Genomic DNA, 22,333 nt, shown 5'->3' on the forward strand with positions numbered 1-22,333 from the left:
AGGTGACCCATGTTTAAAACGATCTTCGCCGTGGCGCTGGCGCTGGTGGCAACCTTCGCTCAGGCTGACCGTATTCGCGACCTGACCAGCGTTCAGGGCGTGCGCGAGAACTCGCTGATTGGCTATGGCCTGGTGGTGGGGCTGGACGGTACGGGTGACCAGACCACCCAAACGCCGTTCACCACCCAGACCCTGAACAACATGCTTTCGCAGCTTGGTATTACCGTCCCTGCCGGGACCAACATGCAGCTGAAAAACGTGGCGGCTGTGATGGTGACCGCGTCCTATCCGGCGTTTGCGCGTCAGGGGCAGACCATCGACGTGGTGGTCTCCTCCATGGGTAACGCCAAAAGCCTGCGCGGCGGCACGCTGCTGATGACGCCGCTTAAGGGTGTCGACAGCCAGGTCTATGCCCTGGCGCAGGGTAACATTCTGGTTGGCGGTGCGGGTGCCTCTGCGGGCGGGAGCAGCGTGCAGGTGAACCAGCTGAACGGCGGGCGTATCACTAACGGAGCCATCATCGAGCGCGAGCTGCCAACCCAGTTTGGCGCAGGAAATACCATCAACCTGCAGCTTAATAATGAAGACTTCACGATGGCGCAGCAAATTGCCGACACCATCAACCGCAGCCGCGGCTACGGGAGCGCCACGGCGCTGGACGCGCGTACCGTGCAGATCCGGACCTCTTCGGGTAACAGTAACCAGGTGCGTATGCTGGCGGATATCCAGAATATGGAAGTGAACGTGCCGGTGCAGGATGCCAAAGTCATCATCAACTCACGCACCGGGTCAGTGGTGATGAACCGCGAGGTGTCGCTGGACAGCTGTGCCGTGGCACAGGGTAACCTCTCCGTGACGGTGAACCGCTCCGCCAACGTCAGCCAGCCGGACACGCCATTTGGTGGCGGTCAGACGGTGGTGACACCGCAAACGCAGATTGATTTGCGCCAGAGCGGCGGCTCGCTGCAAAGCGTGCGTTCCAGCGCGAACCTGAACAGCGTGGTGCGCGCCCTGAATGCGCTGGGCGCGACGCCGATGGATCTGATGTCGATTCTGCAATCGATGCAAAGTGCAGGCTGCCTGCGCGCCAAACTGGAAATCATCTAATGCTGACCGATAGCAAACTGCTGACCGGTGCCGCCTGGGATGCCCAGTCGCTGAACGAACTGAAAACCAAAGCAGGCAAAGACCCGGCGGCGAATATCCGCCCGGTCGCCCGCCAGGTGGAAGGGATGTTCGTGCAGATGATGTTGAAAAGCATGCGTGAGACCCTGCCGAAAGACGGGATGTTCAGCAGCGATTCCACGCGGCTTTACACCAGCATGTATGACCAGCAGATTGCACAGCAGATGACCGCCGGTAAAGGGCTCGGACTGGCTGACATGATTGTCAAACAGACCGCTGCCGCACAGGGTATTCAGCCTGAGGATCAGCCGCAGCAGGTGCCGATGAAGTTCGACATCGAAACGGTGACCAGTTATCAGAACCAGGCGCTGACGCAGATGGTGCGTAAGGCCATGCCGAAGCCCGCAGAGACGCGCGACGAGCCGCTCTCCGGCGACAGTAAGGACTTCCTGGCGCAGCTTTCTCTGCCTGCGCGACTGGCCAGCGAGCAGAGCGGGGTACCGCATCACCTGATCCTGGCCCAGGCGGCCCTTGAGTCGGGCTGGGGCCAGCGTCAAATCCGTAAGGAAAACGGCGATCCGAGCTTCAACATCTTTGGCGTGAAAGCCACCTCCAGCTGGAAGGGGCCGACAACCGAGATCACCACCACCGAATACGAAAACGGCGCGGCAGTGAAGGTTAAAGCCAAATTCCGCGTTTACAGCTCCTACCTTGAAGCATTGTCAGATTACGTCGGCCTGTTAAGCCGAAACCCACGCTATACCGCCGTGACGCAGGCATCGACGCCGGAGCAGGGCGCGCAGGCATTGCAGAATGCAGGATACGCTACCGATCCGAACTATGCGCGCAAGCTCACCAGCATGATCCAGCAGCTGAAATCGATGGGTGAGAAGGTGAGTAAAGCCTATAGCACCGATATTGAAAATCTGTTCTGAAAGTTCTCAAGTCCCGGTGGAGGCTGCCGATAACCTTCATCAGGACTCGTGTCTGAAAGTATAAAAGGAACCCCCATGTCCAGTTTGATTAACAGCGCCATGAGTGGCCTCAGTGCGGCACAGGCGGCACTTAATACCGTAAGTAATAATATTTCAAGCTATAACGTGGCAGGTTACACCCGCCAGAACACCATTCTGGGCGCGGCTAACAGCACGCTGACCGGCGGTGGCTGGGTGGGGAACGGGGTTTATGTCTCCGGCGTGCAGCGTGAGTATGACGCCTTCATTACCAACCAGCTGCGCGCCGCACAGACGCAGAGCAGCGGGCTGACAACGCGCTATCAGCAGATGTCAAAGATTGACGACGTGCTCTCCGATACCACCAACTCGCTTTCGACCACGCTGCAGGATTTCTTCAAGAGCCTGCAAACGCTGGTGAGTAATGCCGAAGACCCGGCTGCGCGCCAGACGGTGATTGGCAAAGCGGATGGCCTGGTAAACCAGTTTAAAACCAACGATCAGTATCTTCGCGATCAGGATGCGCAGGTGAACACCGCGATCACCACCAGCGTGGATCAGATCAATAACTATGCTAAGCAGATAGCCAACCTTAACGATCAGATTTCCCGTCTGACCGGCGTTGGCGCGGGCGCATCGCCGAACGAACTGCTCGATCAGCGCGATCAGCTGGTGAGCGAGCTGAACAAGATTGTGGGTGTGGACGTGACCGTGCAGGACAGCGGTACGTACAATATCTCCATCGCGAACGGTTACACCCTGGTGCAGGGCAGTACTGCCAGCCAGCTGGCTGCGGTGAAATCCAGTGCTGACCCGTCGCGCACCACGATTGCCTACGTGGATGCAGCGTCTGGAAACGTTGAGATCCCGGAAAAGCAGATCACCACAGGGTCACTGGGTGGGCTGTTGACCTTCCGTTCTGAAGATCTGGATAAAGCGCGTAACACCCTTAACCAGATGGCGCTGGCGTTTGCCGACGCGATGAACACACAGCATGAAGCCGGGTTCGACGCCAACGGCGACGCGGGCGGCAAGCTGTTCGACTTCGGTTCACCTTCCGTACTGAGTAACAGCAAAAACACCGGCAGCGCGTCGGTAACGGCGAGCGTAACGGACAGCTCTGCGGTGCAGGCGACGAACTATAAAGTTGAGTACAACGGGACCAACTGGACGGTCACGCGTCTGTCTGACAAAACCAGCTTTACGGCCACGCCGGACGGCAGCGGTAACCTGTCGTTTGACGGTCTGAACGTGAACATCACCGGTGCGGCCAACCAGAAAGACAGCTTCATCGTGAAACCGGTGAATGACGTCATTATGAATATGGACGTCGCGATTAGCGATGAATCCAAACTGGCGATGGCCTCCGCCAGCGACAGCGGCGATAGCGACAATACCAACGGCCAAAAACTGTTGGATCTGCAGAGCGCGAAGCTGGTGGGGAATAACAAAACCTTCAACGATGCCTATGCGTCACTGGTCAGTACGGTGGGGAGCACCACGGCATCGCTGAAAACCAGCAGCGCCACGAAAGACAATGTGGTAACGCAGCTGACCAAACAGCAGCAGTCGATTTCCGGGGTTAACCTGGATGAAGAATACGGCAACCTGCAGCGCTATCAGCAATATTACCTGGCGAATGCACAGGTTCTGCAAACGGCGAGCACGCTGTTTGATGCGTTGATCAACATTCGCTAAGGCCGGGGTTAAAAAATGCGTATTAGTACTCAAATGATGTATGAGCAGAGCATGCGCGGAGTGACGAACTCCCAGAGTCTCTGGCTGGGCTATGGCGAGCAGATGTCAACCGGCAAGCGCGTAAACCGTCCTTCCGATGACCCGATTGCGGCGTCACAGGCCGTTGTGCTCTCCCAGGCGCAGACGCAGAACAGCCAGTATGCGCTGGCGCGTTCTTTTGCCACGACCAAGGTGTCGCTGGAAGAGAACGTGCTGAAAGAGGTGACGAATGCGATTATCACCGCGCAGGAAAAAGTGGTTAACGCCGGTAACGGAACCCTGAGCGATGATGACCGACAGTCGCTTGCCACCAACCTGCAGGGGATCCGCGATCAGCTGATGAACCTGGCAAACAGCACCGACGGTAATGGACGCTATATTTTTGCGGGTTACAAAACGGAAGCGGCGGCCTTCGACGAGACGACCGGCACCTATAACGGCGGCTCTACGCCAATCAGCCAGCAGGTTGACGCCGCGCGTACCATGCAAATCAGCCACACGGGCAGTGAAGTTTTCGATACCTTCACCAGTAACGCGAAACCGGAGCCGGACGGCAGCGCGCCGGAAACCAACCTGTTTAAGATCCTGGATACCGCTATCGCTGCGCTGAATACGCCGGTTGAAGGCGACCAGACTAAAGCCGATGAGTTTACGGCGGCGATGGATAAAACCAACCGCGGCCTGAGCAACTCGCTGAACAACGTGCTGACCGTGCGTGCAGATCTGGGGATCAAACTGGACGAGCTGGGCAAACTGGATTCGCTGGGCGATGACCGTGCGTTGGGCCAAACGCAGCAGATGAGCGACCTGGTCGATGTGGACTGGAACTCGGTGATCTCTTCTTACTCCATGCAGCAGGCGGCCCTGCAGGCCTCCTATAAGGCGTTTAGCGATATGCAGGGGATGTCCCTGTTCCAGATGAACAAATAACGTCTTGACCTCTTAGAACATGTCTTGAAACTGGGCATGTTTTGACTGCCCAGTCCGTATGGACTGGGCATTTTTTTTACACGGTTTCAGCCTGAGCGGAGGTTACCCGGGCGTTTTCGATCAGTCTGATGACCAGGGCAATAACGCCGCACAGGGTTGCCAGCGCCACCACGCCAGACCAGCCTGCCATCGTATAAATTTTGCTGCCGAGCGCTGAGCCTAGCGCCATCCCGATAAACACCACCGTAAAGAGCAGGGCATTCAGGCGACCGCGTGCCTGCGGTTCAAGGCTGTAGACCAGATTCTGGTGCGCCACCAGGCTTGACTGCAGGCCAAGGTCAAAACCCACTGCGGAGACGGCAATCAGAATCAGCTGCCCGTGGACGCCGAGGGCGGGCATCAGGAACATCAGCGCAAACGAGACGGTGACGAGCGCGGCACCCAGCTGCGTCACTTTTCCTGCACCCAGTTTATCCGCCAGCCCGCCTGCCAGCGGCGCGGCTAATGCCCCGGCGGCCCCTGCGATACCAAACCCGCCCGCCACGGCGCTGCCCAGGTGGTAGCGTTCCAGCAGCATCACGGCCAGCGTTGACCAGAATGCGCTAAAGGCAATCGACAGAAAACCCTGAGCCAGCGCCGCGCGACGCAGTGCCGGGTAACGACGCCACAGGTGTTCCATGGAACGCATCAGCGCGGGATAGCTCAGCGTGGAGTGAATAGCAAAACGTGGGAGTACGGTCCACATCACCGCGCCGACAAAGGCAATACTTGCAGCAGCCAACTGATACATCACCCGCCAGCCAAAGGCTTCACCGACCACGCCGCTGACGGTTCTCGACAACAATATGCCCAGCAGCAGACCTGTCATGACGGTGCCTACGGTTTTCCCCTGCTTGCCTTCAGGGGCGAGAATCGCAGCAGCGGGAACGATATCCTGCGCCATGGTGGCGGCCATGCCAATCAGCAGGCTTGCCAGCAGCAGCGAAGGGAGTTGCCCGGTGAGACTACAGCCCAGAAGAAACAGCGCCAGGGCGGCACTTTTAATCAGAATCAGCGTCCTGCGGTCATGACGATCGCCAAGCGGCAGCAGGAAGAGGATGCCAAGCGCGTAGCCAGCCTGGGTCAGCGTCGGAACCAGGCCCATTCCTTCAATGCTCAAATGAAGGTCTGCGCCCATCAGCGGCAGCAAAGGCTGCGCGTAGTAAATGGATGCCACGCTGAAACCAGCACCCAGAGCCAGCATTAATATCACCCAGCGGCTCACGGCATGGGAGGCAGTTGTTGTGTTCATAAGACGTTCCTCAGTCATAGTGTGAGGCTATTTTTTATCACTACGCCTTGCGGCGGTAGAGGGGCCGATGGTAAAACGCTTATACGTTAAGCGTATGACAGAGGAAAGTATGAAGCGAGTTGAACGTATAGACAGGGTAGAACTGATGCGAACTTTTGTTCGCATCGTGGAAACCGGCTCGCTCTCGGCAGCGGCAAGGCAACTTTCGACGACTCAGGCCACGGTAAGCCGACGTTTGCAGTCTCTGGAAACCTTGCTGGGGGCTCGCCTGCTGCTGCGAACCACCCATGCCACCAGGCTCACTGACGACGGTGAACGCTGCTATCAGCATGCCCGGCGGGTGATTGACAGCTGGCTGGCGCTGGAAGATGAAGTCGGTCAGGCGGAGGATGAACCGGTTGGGGTATTGCGGGTGCGGGCACCGCACGCCTTTGGTCAGGAACAGCTCCTGAAACCGTTGACGGAGTTTTTGCAGCGTTATCCTCAGCTTTCCGTTGAGTGGATGTTGAACGATAAGTCGGTGGATTTCCTCAGCGACAATATTGATTGTGCGATCCGCGTGGGTGCCGAGGTCGATCCCGCCACGGTTTCCGTACAGCTGGCAGAGGTACCGCGCTCCATCGTCGCCTCTCCTGCGTTGCTGGCACGCTTCCCAAAGGTTAGCAAGCCAGAGGATTTGCAGGCGCTGCCCTGGATTGCCATCAGCACCTTCTACCAGCGACACGTTGAATTGTTTGATGGTGCAGCGCAGCCGACACGTATTGCCATTACGCCACGTCTGAGCACGGACAGCCTGTACGTGGCGCGAAATACGGCCCTGACCGGGCTGGGGGTGGCGCTGGTATCAAGCTGGACGGTGAAAGAGGATATTCAGGAAGGGCGCTTAATCCCTCTTCTGCCCGAGTGGCAACCCACGGCGCTGCCCGTCCATCTGGTTTATCCGTGGTCGCGATACTATCCGGCGCGCTTGCGACGTTTTCTGGAGATGATGAAGCAGGTGATGCCGGGTATAGCCGGAATGAGAAAGCCAGCAAATGCGCAATAAAAAAGCCGACCCTGAGGTCGGCTTTTCGTCTTAACGCGTGTTACTCAACAGACTGGGGGCGGGTTGCCGGTGCAGTCGCCTGATGCGTCGCGCTGTGACCACCTGCGGAACCTTTGCCGTCAAAGTTGAACTCCGGGCGAACCCAGTCGCTTTGACGCGGTGCTTCCGGCACATACTCAGGCGCAGGTGCGCGAGTCATGGGTGCCGTTGCAACGTGTGCAGCCGCTGGCGCAGTAACCACTGGCTCTGGTTTTACCTCAGGCGCTGGAGCTTCTTCAGCTTCACGAACCGGTTCAACGTCAAGTTCAACCTCCTGAACCACCTCTTCTGTCACCGTTTCGATAACAGCGTCAGCGGTGTCTTCAACCGGCGCGGCGGCTTCAACTTCTTCAGCAACCTCTTCGGCCACGACCGCGTCTTCTTCGGCGATGAACTGCGGTGCGGCATCAACCGGGGCAGCAATCACTTCAGGATGGGTGGTTTCCACTTCAACCGCCTGTGGGGCTTCGGCTTCCACAGCCTGCGGCTCAACCACCGTCGCTGCTGCAGCCACAACCTCTTCAGCTGCAACGACAGGTGCAATCACCTCTTCGGTGACAGACTGTTCTTCAACAATCTGCTCCGGGCGAGCAACCGGGTAGCGGATCCAGACTTTACCGGATGCCATTTCAGGTGACGCACACGCGATAGCTAACGGCATTGGAGACTGAGTCGGGTAACGCTCGTCACGATAACGGCGACGACGCTGACCGCTCACGCGCAGGTGACGAGGAGAACGACGTGAACGACGCGGCATGCCTGCGTTATCACGACCTTCGCCGTTATCGTCCTGCTCGGCGTTGTTCTCTACCACTGCTGGCAGATCAACTTTCGCCAGTTGGGTCTGCGGCGCGCTTTCGGCGACGGTTTCCGTAACAACAGTTGTCTCTTCGGTCGTTTCAGAAGCAAAACGGACTTTCTGATTCAGCTGACGCTGCTTACGACGCGGCATAACCTGAGTACGTTCTTCCTGCTCAGCGTCTTGCTGTTCAACAGGCTCTTCGCGGTTCAGGTTTTTAACTTCCTGCTGCGCCTGACGCTTCTCGTCGTTGCGACGACGATTGCGCTCGCGGCGAGGCTGCTGCTCGTCGCGCTGTTTGCTCTTCTCGGACTCATCGCCCGCCGGTTGGCGAATTTCGCGATCTTCAACATTCTGCTGCTGTTTCTCGCGACGGTTGCGACGGTTATCTTCGCGTTGCTCACGGCCTTCGTTGTTATCAGAACGGTTGTCGCGACGGTCGTTACGGTCGCTGCGGTCATTACGATCGCGGCGGTTGTTCTGGCGCTTACGACGATCCTGCTGACGCTCAGGCTTCGCTTCTTTCGGTGCTTCTTTTGGCTGCTCCGGCTGAACTTCTTCGCCAGCAAACATCTTCTTCAGCGCGCCGAAGAAGCGGCTCAGAAGACCTGGTTGCTCTGGCTGGGCTTTCGCCACGTCTGGGGCAGGTTTTTGCGCAGCAGGTTTAGCCGCTGGTTTTTCCAGCACGGCTTCCGGCGGCGCTTCCGGCATAATGAAGGTGGCTAATGCAGGCTGCTCAGGCAGTTTACGCTCGGCAGGCTCTTCATCGGATGGCAATGCCATCTCTTCTTCATGCAGCTTCGGCAGCAGGTAGCTGAGGGTGGTCGTCTCTTCGCCCTTACGCACACGCAGCACGTGATAGTGCGGGGTCTGCATCTGGTCGTTTGGCACGATAATGCAGCGAACGCCGCCCTGACGTGCTTCGATTGCGCTTACCGCTGCACGTTTTTCGTTAAGCAGGTAAGAGGCTACGGGCACCGGCACAATGGCGTGAACTTCTTTGGTGTTCTCTTTCAGCGCTTCTTCTTCAATCAGACGCAGAATAGAGAGGGACAGCGATTCGTTATCACGCACGGTACCGGTACCGGAACAGCGCGGGCAAACGTGATGGCTGGACTCACCCAGTGATGGGCTCAGACGCTGACGGGACATCTCCAGCAGGCCAAAGCGAGAAATATGGCTGATCTGGATACGAGCACGGTCCTGGCGCACCGCTTCGCGCAGACGGTTTTCAACCGCACGCTGGTGACGAACAGGGGTCATGTCGATGAAGTCGATAACGATCAGACCACCCAGGTCGCGCAGGCGGAGCTGGCGGGCGATTTCATCAGCGGCTTCAAGGTTGGTGTTGAAGGCGGTCTCCTCGATATCACCGCCGCGGGTTGCACGCGCGGAGTTGATGTCGATAGCGGTCAGCGCTTCGGTCGTATCGATAACGATAGAACCACCGGATGGCAGACGCACTTCACGCTGGAAGGCGGATTCAATCTGGGATTCAATCTGATAGTGGCTGAACAGCGGGATTTCACCGGTGTACAGTTTGATTTTGCTGGTGAAATCCGGACGACCCAGCGCGGCGATGTGCTGGCGAGCCAGCTCAAGCACTTTCGGGTTATCAATCAGAATTTCGCCGATGTCCTGACGCAGGTAATCACGGAAGGCACGCACGATAACGTTGCTTTCCTGGTGGATCAGGAACGGAGCAGGGCGGCTTTCTGCTGCTTTCTGGATAGCTTCCCAGTGCTTCAGACGGAAGCTTAAGTCCCACTGCAGCGCTTCGGCAGATTTGCCTACGCCTGCGGTACGCACGATAAGCCCCATGCCGTCCGGCAGTTCAAGACTTGCCAGCGCTTCTTTCAGCTCGGTACGGTCATCACCTTCGATACGGCGAGAGATACCACCCGCACGCGGGTTGTTTGGCATCAGAACCAGATAGCTCCCCGCCAGGCTGATGAAGGTCGTCAGTGCGGCACCTTTGTTGCCACGCTCTTCTTTATCAATCTGGACGATAACTTCCTGACCTTCACGCAGAACATCTTTGATGTTTGGGCGGCCATGGGCGTTGTAGTTTGCAGGGAAATATTCGCGGGCGATTTCTTTAAGAGGGAGGAAACCGTGACGCTCAGCACCGTAATCGACAAATGCAGCTTCAAGGCTTGGTTCAATGCGGGTGATTTTACCTTTGTAAATGTTCGCTTTTTTCTGTTCGTGTCCAGGACTTTCGATATCCAGATCGTACAGGCGCTGCCCATCCACAAGGGCGACACGCAACTCTTCTTGCTGAGTTGCGTTGATTAACATTCTTTTCATCGTAACTTACTCGTTATTCTTACATTGACGACAAAGCTGCGGGCAAGGTGACGCTTTCCGGGGTATGAACCGATGGCCTCGTGTCTGTTCACGTCGCCAACCTCACGGTTGTCGCTCGCTTAAGAGGCGCAGAGTGTCGGTTGCCTGTATTTCATACGGAAACACAGCGCAATTATCAGGGGAATTGCCTGGGTAGAACTCTCCAGAAAACAATCCTTATACCGGGAAGTACTGCAACCCGCAGCCCGCTAACTGCCTGAAAGATCAATACGTCTTACGCCATTGCTGCGTGGATGATCGGTCAGACAAAATTGGTCATTCCGTCGACATCCTTACTTAACCTGGATTTAACACGGAAAACAGCCTCATTATTCCACTGCTCGCCGGGTTATAGCAAGATGACTTTTACCAATTATCACCCGGTTACTCACAGTTTCTTCACTTCGAGGTGGTGATTGGTTTAATAACCACCAAATCGATTGCGCGAAACGGGGCGCAGGCCGGATAAAAGTAAATATAAGCATAGAAAAATGAGTGGCGCTAATGGCTGACGATATTTAGAATCGCCAACCATGAAAACAGAGACTCCAGCCGTAAAAATTGTTGCTATCGCGGATGACTATGCGGGGCAACGCATCGATAACTTTTTACGCACCCAGTTGAAAGGCGTGCCAAAAAGTATGATTTACCGCATCCTGCGCAAGGGCGAGGTGCGGGTTAACAAAAAACGCGTGAAGCCTGAGTATAAGCTCGAAGCCGGTGATGAAGTGCGTATCCCGCCGGTGCGCGTGGCTGAACGTGAAGAAGAGGCGGTTTCGCCTAAGCTGCAAAAAGTGGCTGCGCTGAGTGACGTCATCCTTTATGAGGATGACTATATCCTTGTGCTGAACAAACCGTCAGGTACAGCCGTACACGGCGGCAGCGGCCTGAGCTTTGGCGTGATTGAAGGGCTGCGCGCGCTTCGACCGGAAGCCCGTTTCCTGGAGCTGGTGCATCGTCTGGATCGTGATACCTCCGGCGTGCTGCTGGTGGCGAAAAAGCGTTCTGCGCTGCGTTCTTTGCATGAGCAGCTTCGTGAAAAAGGAATGCAGAAAGACTACCTGGCGCTGGTTCGCGGGCAGTGGCAGTCCCATGTAAAAGTGGTGCAGGCACCGCTGTTGAAGAATATTCTGCAGAGCGGCGAGCGCATTGTGCGTGTGAATCAGGAAGGGAAACCGTCCGAGACGCGCTTTAAAGTTGAAGAGCGCTATGAATTTGCCACGCTGGTGCGCTGCAGCCCGGTGACGGGGCGTACCCATCAGATTCGCGTGCATACCCAGTTTGCCGGGCATCCTATTGCGTTTGATGACCGCTATGGCGACCGCGATTTTGATAAACAACTGGCGGGCACGGGGCTGTCGCGTCTGTTCCTGCATGCGGCTGCGCTGAAGTTTACCCATCCTAATACGGGGGAAGTCATCCGTATTGAAGCGCCGCTGGATGAGCAGCTGAAACGCTGTCTTAAGGTTCTGCGCGGCTGATTATGCCTTGCTCCCTCTCCCGGTGGGAGAGGGCCGGGGTGAGGGCATCAGGCCCCAATGGTCCAGTCACATCGTCAGCGGATTACACGCTTCTCGCCTTAACATCTGGCACAGTGCAATCAACGGCAATCCGACCAGCGCATTCGGGTCACGACCATCCAGCTTGTCGAACAGCGCAATCCCCAATCCTTCACTTTTAAAACTTCCTGCACAGTTGAGCGGACGTTCCCGGCGGACATAATCTGTTATTTCCTGCTCGCTGAGATGGCGAAAGTGCACGTCGAACGGCTCGCATTCCGTTTGCAGGTGGCCTGAGGCGGAGTTATAGAGCGCCAGCCCTGTATAAAAGGTTACGATAGTGCCACGCGCACGAAGAAGCTGCTGGCAGGCGTTCTCTTCCGTATGCGGCTTGCCGGTGATCTCTCCGTCCAGTACACAAACCTGATCGGAGCCTATAATCAAATGGGCGGGATAACGTGCGGCCAGCGATTGCGCTTTCTCTTGTGCGAGACGCGTCACCAGATGACGCGGGGATTCGCCCGGGTGTGGCGTTTCGTCAACGTCGGGGGCAGCGCATTCAAACGGGATCCCGAGCTTTTCCAGCAGCATTCGACGGTAGGGTGAAGTGGAGGCGAGAACGAGATTTGGCATATTTTTATCACCAGATATAGCGTATCGATGCCAGCCATTTTAAACTACAGGCCGCAATGTGTGCGAATAATTGGCAAAAGGCAGCTCTGGTTGCCTTTTTCTTTGACTCTATGACGTTACAAAGTTAATATGCGCGCCCTATGCAAAAGGTAAAATTACCCCTGACTCTTGATCCGGTTCGTACGGCTCAAAAACGCCTTGATTACGAAGGAATCTATTCTTCCGATCAGGCTGAGCGTATTGCCGAATCCGTAGTCAGTGTGGACAGTGATGTAGAATGCTCCATGTCGTTCGCTATCGACAACCAGCGTCTCGCCGTTTTAACCGGTGATGCAAAGGTGACGGTAACCCTCGAATGTCAGCGTTGCGGGAAACCGTTTGTACAGCATGTTCACACAACGTATTGTTTCAGTCCCGTTCGTTCTGACGAGCAGGCTGAAGCACTCCCGGAAGCGTATGAGCCGATTGAGGTTAACGAATTCGGTGAAATCGATCTTCTGGCTCTGGTTGAAGATGAAATCATCCTCACCTTGCCAGTGGTTCCGGTGCATGATTCTGAACACTGTGAAGTGTCCGAGGCGGACATGGTCTTTGGGGAACTGCCTGATGAAGCGCAAAAACCAAACCCATTTGCCGTATTAGCCAGCTTAAAGCGTAAGTAATTAAGGAGTAAGGTCCATGGCCGTACAACAGAATAAACCAACCCGTTCCAAACGTGGCATGCGTCGTTCCCATGACGCGCTGACTGCAGTTACCAGCCTGTCTGTAGACAAGACTTCTGGTGAGAAACACCTGCGTCACCACATCACCGCTGACGGTTTCTACCGCGGCCGCAAGGTTATCACTAAGTAATCACGCTAACGCGTGATTAGGCTTAGTGAGGATTTCCCCGTGCAAACGGGGAAGTTACCGAACCAGGCTGCGACGATACCTTGACACGTCTAACCCTGGCGTTAGATGTCATGGGGGGAGATTTTGGCCCTTCCGTGACAGTGCCTGCAGCATTGCAGGCACTGAATTCTAATTCGCAACTCACACTTCTTTTAGTCGGCAATCCCGACACAATCACGCCATTACTTGCAAAAGCTGACTTCGAACAACGTTCACGTCTGCAGATTATTCCTGCACAGTCAGTTATTGCCAGTGATGCCCGGCCATCGCAGGCTATTCGCAATAGCCGTGGCAGCTCTATGCGCATTGCACTGGAGCTGGTGAAAGAAGGGCGAGCACAGGCTTGCGTCAGTGCGGGAAATACCGGTGCACTGATGGGGCTGTCGAAATTATTGCTCAAGCCCATTGAGGGCATTGAGCGCCCGGCGCTGGTGACGGTGTTGCCGCATCAACAAAAGGGCAAAACGGTGGTGCTGGATCTCGGTGCTAACGTTGATTGTGATAGTACAATGCTGGCTCAGTTTGCTGTGATGGGGTCCGTGCTGGCTGAAGACGTAGTGGGAATTCACAATCCCCGCGTTGCGTTACTGAATATTGGTGAAGAAGAGACCAAAGGCCTGGACAGCATTCGTGACGCTGCCGAATTGCTCAAGCAGGTTCCCTCCATCAACTATATTGGTTATCTCGAAGCCAATGAGTTGCTGACGGGTAAGACAGATGTATTAGTGTGTGATGGCTTCACCGGAAACGTAACGTTGAAGACTATGGAAGGGGTGGTGCGAATGTTTCTTTCTCTGCTGAAATCGCAGGGGGAAGGTAAAAAAAGCGCCTGGTGGCTGATTTTATTAAAGCGTTGGTTACAAAAAAGCCTGACGCGGCGATTCAGTCACCTCAACCCCGACCAGTATAATGGCGCCTGTCTGTTAGGATTGCGCGGCATCGTGATTAAGAGTCACGGTGCGGCCAATCAGCGAGCCTTTTCCGTCGCGATAGAACAGGCAGTGCAGGCGGTGCAGCGACAAGTTCCTCAACGGATTGCCGCTCGCCTGGAATCTGTATTAGCTAAAAGTGACTGAGCGTACATGTATACGAAGATTTTAGGTACCGGCAGCTACCTGCCAACACAAGTGCGTACCAACGCCGATCTTGAAAAAATGGTAGATACGTCTGACGAGTGGATTGTCACGCGCACAGGTATCCGTGAACGTCGTATCGCCGCGCCAGACGAAACCGTGTCCACCATGGGTTACGAAGCCGCACAGCGCGCTATCGAGATGGCTGGCATCGATAAAGAACAGATTGGCTTGATCGTGGTCGCCACCACGTCGGCCACGCATGCCTTCCCAAGCGCAGCGTGCCAGGTGCAGAACATGCTCGGCATTAAAGGCTGCCCGGCATTTGACGTTGCTGCCGCGTGCGCAGGCTTCACCTACGCGCTGAGCGTTGCCGATCAGTATGTTAAATCTGGCGCCGTGAAGTACGCGCTGGTGATCGGCGCTGACGTGCTGGCGCGTACCTGCGATCCAACCGATCGCGGGACGATCATTATTTTTGGTGATGGTGCGGGTGCCGTACTGCTGGGCCAGTCTGAAGAGCCGGGCATCATCTCCACGCATCTGCATGCTGACGGTAGCTACGGCGAACTGTTGACGCTGCCTAATGCCGACCGTGTGAATCCGGACAACTCTATCTACCTGACAATGGCTGGTAACGAGGTGTTTAAGGTGGCGGTGACGGAGCTTGCGCACATTGTTGATGAAACGCTGGAAGCGAACAATCTTGAACGCTCTGCGCTCGACTGGCTGGTGCCGCATCAGGCGAACCTGCGTATTATCAGCGCAACCGCGAAAAAGCTGGGCATGTCGATGGATAATGTTGTGGTGACGCTTGATCGCCATGGCAACACCTCTGCGGCGTCGGTACCGTGCGCATTTGATGAAGCGGTACGCGATGGACGAATCAAACGGGGCCAGTTGGTCTTGCTTGAAGCCTTTGGTGGCGGGTTCACCTGGGGTTCCGCGCTGGTTCGTTTCTAGGATAAGGATTAAAAAATGACGCAATTTGCTTTTGTGTTCCCGGGGCAGGGCTCTCAAACCGTTGGGATGTTGTCTGAAATGGCAGCACACTATCCGGTAATTGAAGAGACTTTCCGTGAAGCTTCTGATGCACTGGGTTATGATCTGTGGGCGTTGACTCAGCAGGGTCCAGCCGAAGAACTGAACAAAACCTGGCAGACTCAGCCAGCACTGCTGACCGCCTCCGTTGCGCTGTGGCGTGTATGGCAGCAGCAGGGCGGCAAAGCACCTGCACTGCTCGCGGGCCACAGTCTCGGTGAATACTCTGCACTGGTGTGTGCGGGTGTGATTGCCTTTGCTGACGCGGTACGTCTGGTAGAACTGCGCGGTAAATTCATGCAGGAAGCGGTGCCGGAAGGCACGGGTGGCATGTCTGCTATCATCGGTCTGGATGATGCTTCGATTGCAAAAGCGTGTGAAGAATCTGCTGAAGGTCAGGTGGTTTCACCGGTAAACTTCAACTCGCCGGGCCAGGTTGTTATCGCCGGTCATAAAGAAGCCGTTGAACGTGCTGGTGCTGCCTGTAAAGCTGCTGGCGCGAAACGTGCGCTGCCACTGCCGGTCAGCGTTCCGTCACACTGCGCGCTGATGAAGCCAGCCGCCGACAAACTGGCGGTTGAGCTGGAAAAAATTACGTTTAACGCACCGACGATTTCCGTTGTAAACAACGTCGATGTGAAATGCGAAACCGCGCCGGAGGCAATCCGTAACGCACTGGTTCGCCAGCTTTACAGCCCGGTACAGTGGACCAAAACCGTTGAGTTTATGGCGTCACAGGGCGTTGAGCATCTGTATGAAGTCGGTCCAGGTAAAGTCCTCACCGGCCTGACAAAACGTATTGTTGATACCCTGACTGCCTCGGCCATTAACGAGCCGGAAGCACTGTCAGCGGCACTCGCGCAATAAAAGAGGAATACCATGAGTTTTGAAGGAAAAATCGCACTGGTTACCGGCGCAAGCCGCGGTATCGGGCGTGCAATTGCTGAAACACTGGTTGCGCGCGGCGCGAAAGTGATTGGTACAGCAACCAGCGAGAATGGCGCTCAGGCCATCAGCGAATATCTGGGTGCGAACGGTAAAGGTCTGGTACTGAATGTGACCGAACCTGCATCTATCGAATCTGTTCTGGAAAATATTCGCGCAGAGTTTGGTGAAGTGGATATTCTGGTAAACAATGCCGGGATCACTCGTGATAACCTGTTAATGCGAATGAAAGACGACGAGTGGAACGATATCATCGAAACCAACCTGTCATCTGTATTCCGTCTGTCAAAAGCGGTAATGCGCGCTATGATGAAAAAGCGTCATGGTCGTATTATCACTGTTGGTTCTGTGGTTGGTACCATGGGAAATGCTGGTCAGGCTAACTACGCTGCGGCGAAAGCAGGTCTGATTGGCTTCAGCAAGTCGCTGGCACGTGAAGTCGCGTCCCGCGGTATTACTGTAAACGTTGTTGCTCCGGGCTTTATTGAAACGGACATGACGCGTGCGCTGACTGATGATCAGCGTGCGGGTACGCTGGCGGCAGTTCCGGCGGGTCGTCTTGGCGACCCTAAAGAAATCGCCAGTGCGGTTGCATTTTTAGCCTCTGACGAAGCGGGTTACATCACTGGTGAAACCCTTCACGTCAATGGCGGGATGTATATGGTTTAATCACGATGAAAAATATTTGCGTTATTGTAGGGGTTGGCCTCAAAATAACGTAAAATCGTGGTAAGACCTGCCGGGATTTAGTTGCAAATTTTTCAACATTTTATACACTACGAAAACCATCGCGAAAGCGAGTTTTGATAGGAAATTTAAGAGTATGAGCACTATCGAAGAACGCGTTAAGAAAATTATCGGCGAACAGCTGGGCGTTAAGCAGGAAGAAGTTGTGAACTCCGCTTCCTTCGTTGAAGACCTGGGCGCAGATTCTCTTGACACCGTTGAGCTGGTAATGGCTCTGGAAGAAGAGTTTGATACTGAGATTCCGGACGAAGAAGCTGAGAAAATCACCACCGTTCAGGCTGCCATTGATTACATCAACGGTCACCAGGCGTAAGTGAACATCTCCAGGCGGTCATTCGACCGCCTGAGTTTTATCTTTTTTAGTCCCACGAATCTCTTTTATTTTTCCCTCCCTGGAGGACAAACGTGTCTAAGCGTCGTGTAGTTGTGACCGGACTTGGCATGTTGTCTCCTGTCGGCAATACCGTAGAGTCCACCTGGAAAGCTCTCCTTGCCGGTCAGAGCGGCATCAGCCTAATCGACCATTTCGATACTAGCGCCTATGCAACGAAATTTGCTGGCTTAGTAAAGGATTTTAACTGTGAAGAATTTATCTCGCGCAAAGAACAGCGCAAGATGGATGCCTTCATTCAATATGGAATTGTCGCTGGCATTCAGGCCATGCAGGATTCTGGCCTTGAGATTACGGAAGAGAACGCAACCCGTATTGGCGCCGCTATTGGCTCCGGTATTGGCGGTCTTGGCCTGATCGAGGAAAACCATACATCTCTGATGAATGGCGGACCGCGTAAGATCAGCCCGTTCTTCGTTCCGTCCACGATTGTTAACATGGTGGCAGGTCACCTGACCATTATGTTCGGTCTGCGTGGGCCAAGCATTTCCATCGCTACCGCATGTACGTCCGGCGTACATAACATCGGCCAGGCCGCGCGTATCATTGCGTACGGCGATGCAGATGCTATGGTTGCGGGCGGTGCTGAAAAAGCCAGTACCCCACTGGGTGTAGGCGGTTTTGGTGCGGCGCGTGCGCTGTCTACCCGTAATGATAACCCGCAGGCGGCGAGCCGTCCGTGGGATAAAGACCGTGACGGCTTCGTGCTGGGCGACGGTGCGGGGATGATCGTACTGGAAGAGTACGAACACGCGAAAAAACGCGGTGCGAAAATTTATGCTGAAATCGTTGGTTTCGGCATGAGCAGCGATGCTTATCACATGACGTCTCCTCCGGAGAACGGTGCGGGTGCTGCGCTGGCGATGGAAAATGCGATTCGTGATGCGGGTATTACCCCAGCACAGATTGGCTACGTTAACGCGCACGGTACTTCTACGCCTGCAGGCGATAAAGCTGAAGCTCAGGCGGTTAAGTCTATCTTCGGCGAATCTGCCAGCCGCGTAATGGTGAGCTCTACGAAATCCATGACCGGTCACCTGTTGGGGGCGGCGGGTGCAGTAGAGTCAATCTACTCCATCCTTGCGCTGCGCGATCAGGCTGTTCCGCCAACCATCAACCTGGATAACCCGGATGAAGGTTGCGATCTGGACTTCGTTCCTCACGAAGCGCGTCAGGTTAGCGGTATGGAGTACACCCTGTGTAACTCCTTCGGCTTCGGTGGTACTAACGGCTCTCTGATCTTCAAAAAGGTCTGAGCCTGACTGCACGATGGCTAATAAAAAAGGTCCGCTTGTCGGGCCTTTTTTATTAAGCGTAATCCCCTTGTCCGGTTAAAGACATCCTGCCAGACTGAACCCCCACGCATCAGGAGACATCATGTTTTTGATCAATGGCCTTGAGCAGGAGAATCTGCCTGCCAGCGACAGAGCAACGCAGTTTGGTGATGGCTGCTTTACGACGGCGCGAATTATTGACGGGCAAGTATGCCTGCTTGACGCGCATATCCGCCGTCTGCAAACGGCCTGCGAAACCTTAATGATCCCCTTTCAGCACTGGGACACGCTGCGACGTGAGATGAGCCAGCTGGTGTCAGAGAAGAGCAGTGGCGTGCTCAAAGTCATCATCAGTCGCGGCAGCGGAGGGCGGGGGTATAGCGGGGCCAGCTGTGAGAGCCCCACGCGCATACTCTCCGTATCCGCTTATCCCGCACATTATGAAAGCTGGCGCAAAGACGGCGTCACGCTGACGCTGAGCCCGATACGACTGGGCCGCAACCCCATGCTGGCCGGAATTAAACACCTCAATCGCCTTGAACAGGTGCTGATTCGTACTCATCTTGAACAGACGGACGCTGATGAGGCGCTGGTTCTTGACAGCGAAGGGTTCATTACGGAATGCTGTGCGGCTAATTTACTCTGGCGGAAGGGCCGTGATGTCTTCACACCTTCACTGGAGCAGGCTGGGGTGAAGGGCATTATGCGTCAGTTTTGTTTGCAACAGTTGGCACACTCGGGTTTTCGCGTTGTCGAAGTTAGCGAAAGGGAAGAGGCGCTACTGACCGCTGATGAAGTTATTGTTTGTAACGCGTTGATGCCTGTTTTACCCGTCCGCGCCTATGGCCAACAGGTCTGGTCATCGCGCGAACTGTTTCAGTTTTTAGCCCCGTTATGTGAGCAAACCAGATAGTCATGAAGAAAATGTTGCGCTTTGTTCTCCTCCTCATCGTTGTGCTGGGTATTGCTGGCGGCGCGGGAGTGTGGAAAGTCCGTCAGCTGGCGGACAGTAAAATCCTGATTAAAGACGAGACGATTTTTACCCTTAAAGCCGGTACCGGGCGCATTGCGCTGGGTGAGCAGCTTTACGGGGATAAGGTCATTAACCGCCCACGCGTCTTCCAGTGGTTACTGCGCCTTGAGCCTGAACTGTCTCACTTCAAAGCCGGTACGTACCGCTTTACCCCTGGTATGACCGTCAGGCAGATGCTGCAGGTGCTGGAGAGCGGCAAAGAGGCCCAGTTTCCGCTGCGGTTTGTTGAGGGGATGCGCTTAAGCGATTACCTCAAACAGCTGCGTGACGCACCCTATATCAAACACACGTTAAAAGACGACAGCTATCAGACGGTCGCTGAGGTGCTGAAATTCGAGCATCCTGAGTGGGTGGAAGGCTGGTTCTGGCCGGATACCTGGATGTACACGGCGGGCACAACCGACGTTGCTATTCTGAAACGCGCACATAAAAAAATGGTCGCGGCGGTGGAGTCAGCGTGGGAAGGGCGTGTAGATGGCCTGCCCTATAAAGATCAAAACCAGTTCGTCACCATGGCCTCGATCATTGAAAAAGAGACTGCCGTTGCGGCAGAACGCGATCAGGTTGCTTCCGTATTTATCAACCGTCTACGCATCGGCATGCGTCTGCAAACCGATCCCACCGTCATCTACGGTATGGGCGAGAGTTATAGCGGCAAGATATCCAGAAAAGATCTGGAGACGCCAACAGCGTATAATACCTACGTGATTAGCGGTTTACCGCCTGGCCCGATTGCCACACCGAGCGAGGCTTCGCTCAAAGCAGCCGCGCACCCGGCCAAAACACCGTACCTCTATTTTGTGGCTGACGGAAAAGGGGGGCATACCTTTAATACCAACCTTGCCAGCCATAATCGCTCTGTTCAGGACTATCTGAAGGCACTTAAGGAAAAAAATGCGCAGTAAATATATTGTCATTGAGGGACTCGAAGGGGCGGGTAAAACCACCGCCCGCAACGTGGTGGTTGATACGCTGAAAGCGCTTGGCGTTGCGGACATGGTATTTACCCGTGAACCAGGCGGTACGCAACTGGCTGAAAAGCTGCGTAGCCTCGTGCTGGATATCAAATCCGTTGGCGACGAGGTCATCACTGACAAAGCCGAAGTGTTGATGTTCTACGCGGCGCGCGTGCAGCTGGTAGAAACGGTCATCAAACCTGCACTGGCAGAAGGGAAATGGGTGATTGGCGATCGTCATGACCTGTCGACCCAGGCGTATCAGGGCGGTGGTCGGGGGATTGACCAGACGATGTTAGCAACGCTGCGCGACGCAGTGCTCGGTGATTTCCGTCCCGACCTGACGCTCTATCTGGACGTGACGCCCGAAGTCGGCCTGAAGCGTGCCCGCGCGCGCGGTGAGCTGGACCGCATTGAGCAAGAGTCTTTTGACTTCTTCAACCGTACCCGCGCGCGCTACCTTGAGCTGGCGGAGCAGGATGCTTCCATTCGTACTATTGATGCAACACAGTCTCTGGACGAGGTGACGCGCGCTATTCAGAATACGGTCGCGCAATGGCACCAGGAGCAACAGGCATGAAATGGTATCCATGGTTGCGCCCGCACTTTGAGCAGTTGATCAACAGCTATCAGGCGGGGCGGGGCCATCATGCGTTACTGATTCAGGCATTGCCAGGAATGGGCGATGATGCGCTGATTTACGCTATCACCCGTTTCCTGATGTGTCAGCAGCCGGAAGGGCATAAAAGCTGCGGTAAATGCCGTGGCTGCCAGCTGATGCAGGCGGGCACACATCCGGACTATTACACGCTGGAGCCTGAAAAGGGCAAAAGCACGCTCGGGATTGACGCCGTGCGTGAAGTCAGTGAAAAACTGTATGAACACGCGCGGCTTAACGGGGCCAAAGTGGTCTGGCTGAAAGATGCCGCGCAGCTTACCGAGGCGGCGGCGAACGCGCTGCTCAAAACCCTGGAAGAGCCACCGGAGAAAACCTGGTTCTTCCTGTCATGTCGTGAACCGGGACGATTACTGGCGACACTGCGCAGTCGCTGCCGTCTTCATCACCTCGCAGTACCTCAGGAATCATGGGCGCTCACCTGGATAGAACGCGAAGTGACGGTGTCACAAGACGCGGCGCTGACTGCCCTGCGGCTGTGCAGCGGCGCGCCAGCGGCGGCTCTGGCGTTGCTTCAGGCAGATGTCTGGTCGCAGCGTGAAACGCTGTGTCGTGCCGTCGAATCCGCGCTGGATAGCGGCGACTGGTTGAGTTTGCTGCCTGCCCTGAACAGCGATCAGGCGACCGAGCGCCTGCACTGGCTGTCCGCTTTACTGCTGGATGCGCTCAAACTTCAACAGGGGGCAACGCTTCTGACCAACCTCGACGTCTGGTCGCTGGTGAACACCCTGGCGAATCGCCTGTCGGGCGTCTCGTTGCGCGCTATCCTTCATGATGTTTGCCTGAGTCGCGAACAACTTTTGACAGTAACCGGTCTTAATCGCGAGCTTTTACTGACAGACCAGTTACTGCGTATCGAACACTACCTGCAACCGGGCGTAATACCGCCTGTTTCCCATCTCTGAG

General features: G+C 55.5%; 21 protein-coding genes. 18 read left to right on the forward strand and 3 right to left on the reverse strand.

The genetic code is table 11. The features are described 5' to 3' along the window. The first annotated feature begins 9 nt into the window (after window positions 1-9). From ACTJJA_RS04225 to flgL, 4 genes are all read left to right on the forward strand, one after another. A complete protein-coding gene (locus tag ACTJJA_RS04225) occupies window positions 10-1,107 on the forward strand; it encodes a flagellar basal body P-ring protein FlgI (RefSeq protein WP_010429662.1) in 1,098 nt (365 codons plus the stop codon). After that, entirely contained in the window at window positions 1,107-2,060 is a 954-nt protein-coding gene (flgJ, locus tag ACTJJA_RS04230; RefSeq protein WP_010429665.1) for a flagellar assembly peptidoglycan hydrolase FlgJ, read from the forward strand. The genes ACTJJA_RS04225 and flgJ overlap by 1 nt, the downstream gene beginning before the upstream one ends. Window positions 2,061-2,135: 75 nt before the next feature. Beyond that, entirely contained in the window at window positions 2,136-3,776 is a 1,641-nt protein-coding gene (gene flgK, locus ACTJJA_RS04235) for a flagellar hook-associated protein FlgK (protein WP_010429667.1), read from the forward strand. Window positions 3,777-3,791: 15 nt separating this feature from the next. Continuing rightward, entirely contained in the window at window positions 3,792-4,745 is a 954-nt protein-coding gene (gene flgL, locus ACTJJA_RS04240; protein WP_440666354.1) for a flagellar hook-associated protein FlgL, read from the forward strand. 76 nt (window positions 4,746-4,821) lie between these two features. On the opposite strand, the gene ACTJJA_RS04245 is transcribed toward flgL, so the two are convergent. Further along, window positions 4,822-6,036, reverse strand: a complete 1,215-nt coding sequence (locus ACTJJA_RS04245) for an MFS transporter (RefSeq protein ID WP_440666356.1) — start codon at window positions 6,034-6,036, stop codon at window positions 4,822-4,824. Between the two features lie 67 nt (window positions 6,037-6,103). On the opposite strand from ACTJJA_RS04245, the gene ACTJJA_RS04250 reads away from it, so the two are divergent. Next, the gene (locus tag ACTJJA_RS04250) at window positions 6,104-7,081 is read left to right on the forward strand and encodes a LysR family transcriptional regulator (protein ID WP_120158553.1); all 978 of its coding nucleotides are present in this window, start codon (window positions 6,104-6,106) and stop codon (window positions 7,079-7,081) included. 40 nt (window positions 7,082-7,121) lie between these two features. Here the strand turns inward: ACTJJA_RS04250 and rne are convergent, their stop codons facing one another. Further along, entirely contained in the window at window positions 7,122-10,229 is a 3,108-nt protein-coding gene (gene rne / locus ACTJJA_RS04255) for a ribonuclease E (RefSeq protein ID WP_440666359.1), read from the reverse strand. Window positions 10,230-10,801: 572 nt separating this feature from the next. Between rne and rluC the strand changes: the two genes are divergently transcribed. Next, window positions 10,802-11,749 (forward strand): 23S rRNA pseudouridine(955/2504/2580) synthase RluC, encoded by a 948-nt coding sequence (gene rluC / locus ACTJJA_RS04260; protein ID WP_440666361.1) that lies wholly within the window; start codon window positions 10,802-10,804, stop codon window positions 11,747-11,749. A 66-nt stretch (window positions 11,750-11,815) separates the two neighbouring features. Here rluC and ACTJJA_RS04265 read toward each other — a convergent pair whose 3' ends face one another. Then, window positions 11,816-12,400, reverse strand: a complete 585-nt coding sequence (locus ACTJJA_RS04265; RefSeq protein WP_440666363.1) for a Maf family protein — start codon at window positions 12,398-12,400, stop codon at window positions 11,816-11,818. Window positions 12,401-12,540: 140 nt separating this feature from the next. Here ACTJJA_RS04265 and yceD point away from each other — a divergent pair, with 140 nt between their 5' ends. The 12 genes from yceD (at window position 12,541) to holB (ending at window position 22,332) form a co-directional block, all read left to right on the forward strand. Further along, window positions 12,541-13,062, forward strand: coding sequence for a 23S rRNA accumulation protein YceD (gene yceD / locus ACTJJA_RS04270; RefSeq protein WP_006174678.1), 522 nt, complete (start codon window positions 12,541-12,543; stop codon window positions 13,060-13,062). A 16-nt stretch (window positions 13,063-13,078) separates the two neighbouring features. Beyond that, complete coding sequence (gene rpmF / locus ACTJJA_RS04275) at window positions 13,079-13,252, forward strand: 50S ribosomal protein L32 (RefSeq protein ID WP_003857964.1); 174 nt, start codon at window positions 13,079-13,081, stop codon at window positions 13,250-13,252. A gap of 80 nt (window positions 13,253-13,332) precedes the next feature. Continuing rightward, on the forward strand, window positions 13,333-14,367 hold the full coding sequence (plsX, locus tag ACTJJA_RS04280) for a phosphate acyltransferase PlsX (protein WP_010429690.1): 1,035 nt from the start codon (window positions 13,333-13,335) through the stop codon (window positions 14,365-14,367). A gap of 6 nt (window positions 14,368-14,373) precedes the next feature. Continuing rightward, a complete protein-coding gene (locus ACTJJA_RS04285; protein WP_109081049.1) occupies window positions 14,374-15,327 on the forward strand; it encodes a beta-ketoacyl-ACP synthase III in 954 nt (317 codons plus the stop codon). 15 nt (window positions 15,328-15,342) lie between these two features. Beyond that, entirely contained in the window at window positions 15,343-16,272 is a 930-nt protein-coding gene (gene fabD, locus ACTJJA_RS04290) for an ACP S-malonyltransferase (protein WP_032647992.1), read from the forward strand. A 12-nt stretch (window positions 16,273-16,284) separates the two neighbouring features. Then, on the forward strand, window positions 16,285-17,019 hold the full coding sequence (gene fabG, locus ACTJJA_RS04295; protein WP_010429699.1) for a 3-oxoacyl-ACP reductase FabG: 735 nt from the start codon (window positions 16,285-16,287) through the stop codon (window positions 17,017-17,019). A gap of 154 nt (window positions 17,020-17,173) precedes the next feature. Next, entirely contained in the window at window positions 17,174-17,410 is a 237-nt protein-coding gene (acpP, locus tag ACTJJA_RS04300) for an acyl carrier protein (protein WP_003857954.1), read from the forward strand. Window positions 17,411-17,502: 92 nt separating this feature from the next. Further along, window positions 17,503-18,744, forward strand: coding sequence for a beta-ketoacyl-ACP synthase II (gene fabF / locus ACTJJA_RS04305; protein WP_089599880.1), 1,242 nt, complete (start codon window positions 17,503-17,505; stop codon window positions 18,742-18,744). A 121-nt stretch (window positions 18,745-18,865) separates the two neighbouring features. Next, window positions 18,866-19,675, forward strand: coding sequence for an aminodeoxychorismate lyase (gene pabC, locus ACTJJA_RS04310; protein ID WP_440666367.1), 810 nt, complete (start codon window positions 18,866-18,868; stop codon window positions 19,673-19,675). A gap of 2 nt (window positions 19,676-19,677) precedes the next feature. Then, entirely contained in the window at window positions 19,678-20,700 is a 1,023-nt protein-coding gene (yceG, locus tag ACTJJA_RS04315) for a cell division protein YceG (RefSeq protein WP_440666369.1), read from the forward strand. Then, complete coding sequence (gene tmk / locus ACTJJA_RS04320) at window positions 20,690-21,331, forward strand: dTMP kinase (RefSeq protein WP_440666371.1); 642 nt, start codon at window positions 20,690-20,692, stop codon at window positions 21,329-21,331. Before yceG ends, tmk begins: the two co-directional genes overlap by 11 nt. Beyond that, the gene (gene holB, locus ACTJJA_RS04325) at window positions 21,328-22,332 is read left to right on the forward strand and encodes a DNA polymerase III subunit delta' (RefSeq protein WP_440666373.1); all 1,005 of its coding nucleotides are present in this window, start codon (window positions 21,328-21,330) and stop codon (window positions 22,330-22,332) included. Before tmk ends, holB begins: the two co-directional genes overlap by 4 nt. Window position 22,333 lies beyond the last annotated feature (1 nt).

It is taken from the genome of Enterobacter sp. 22452, assembly GCF_052045065.1.
GTDB classification, from domain to species: Bacteria; Pseudomonadota; Gammaproteobacteria; order Enterobacterales; family Enterobacteriaceae; genus Enterobacter; species Enterobacter mori.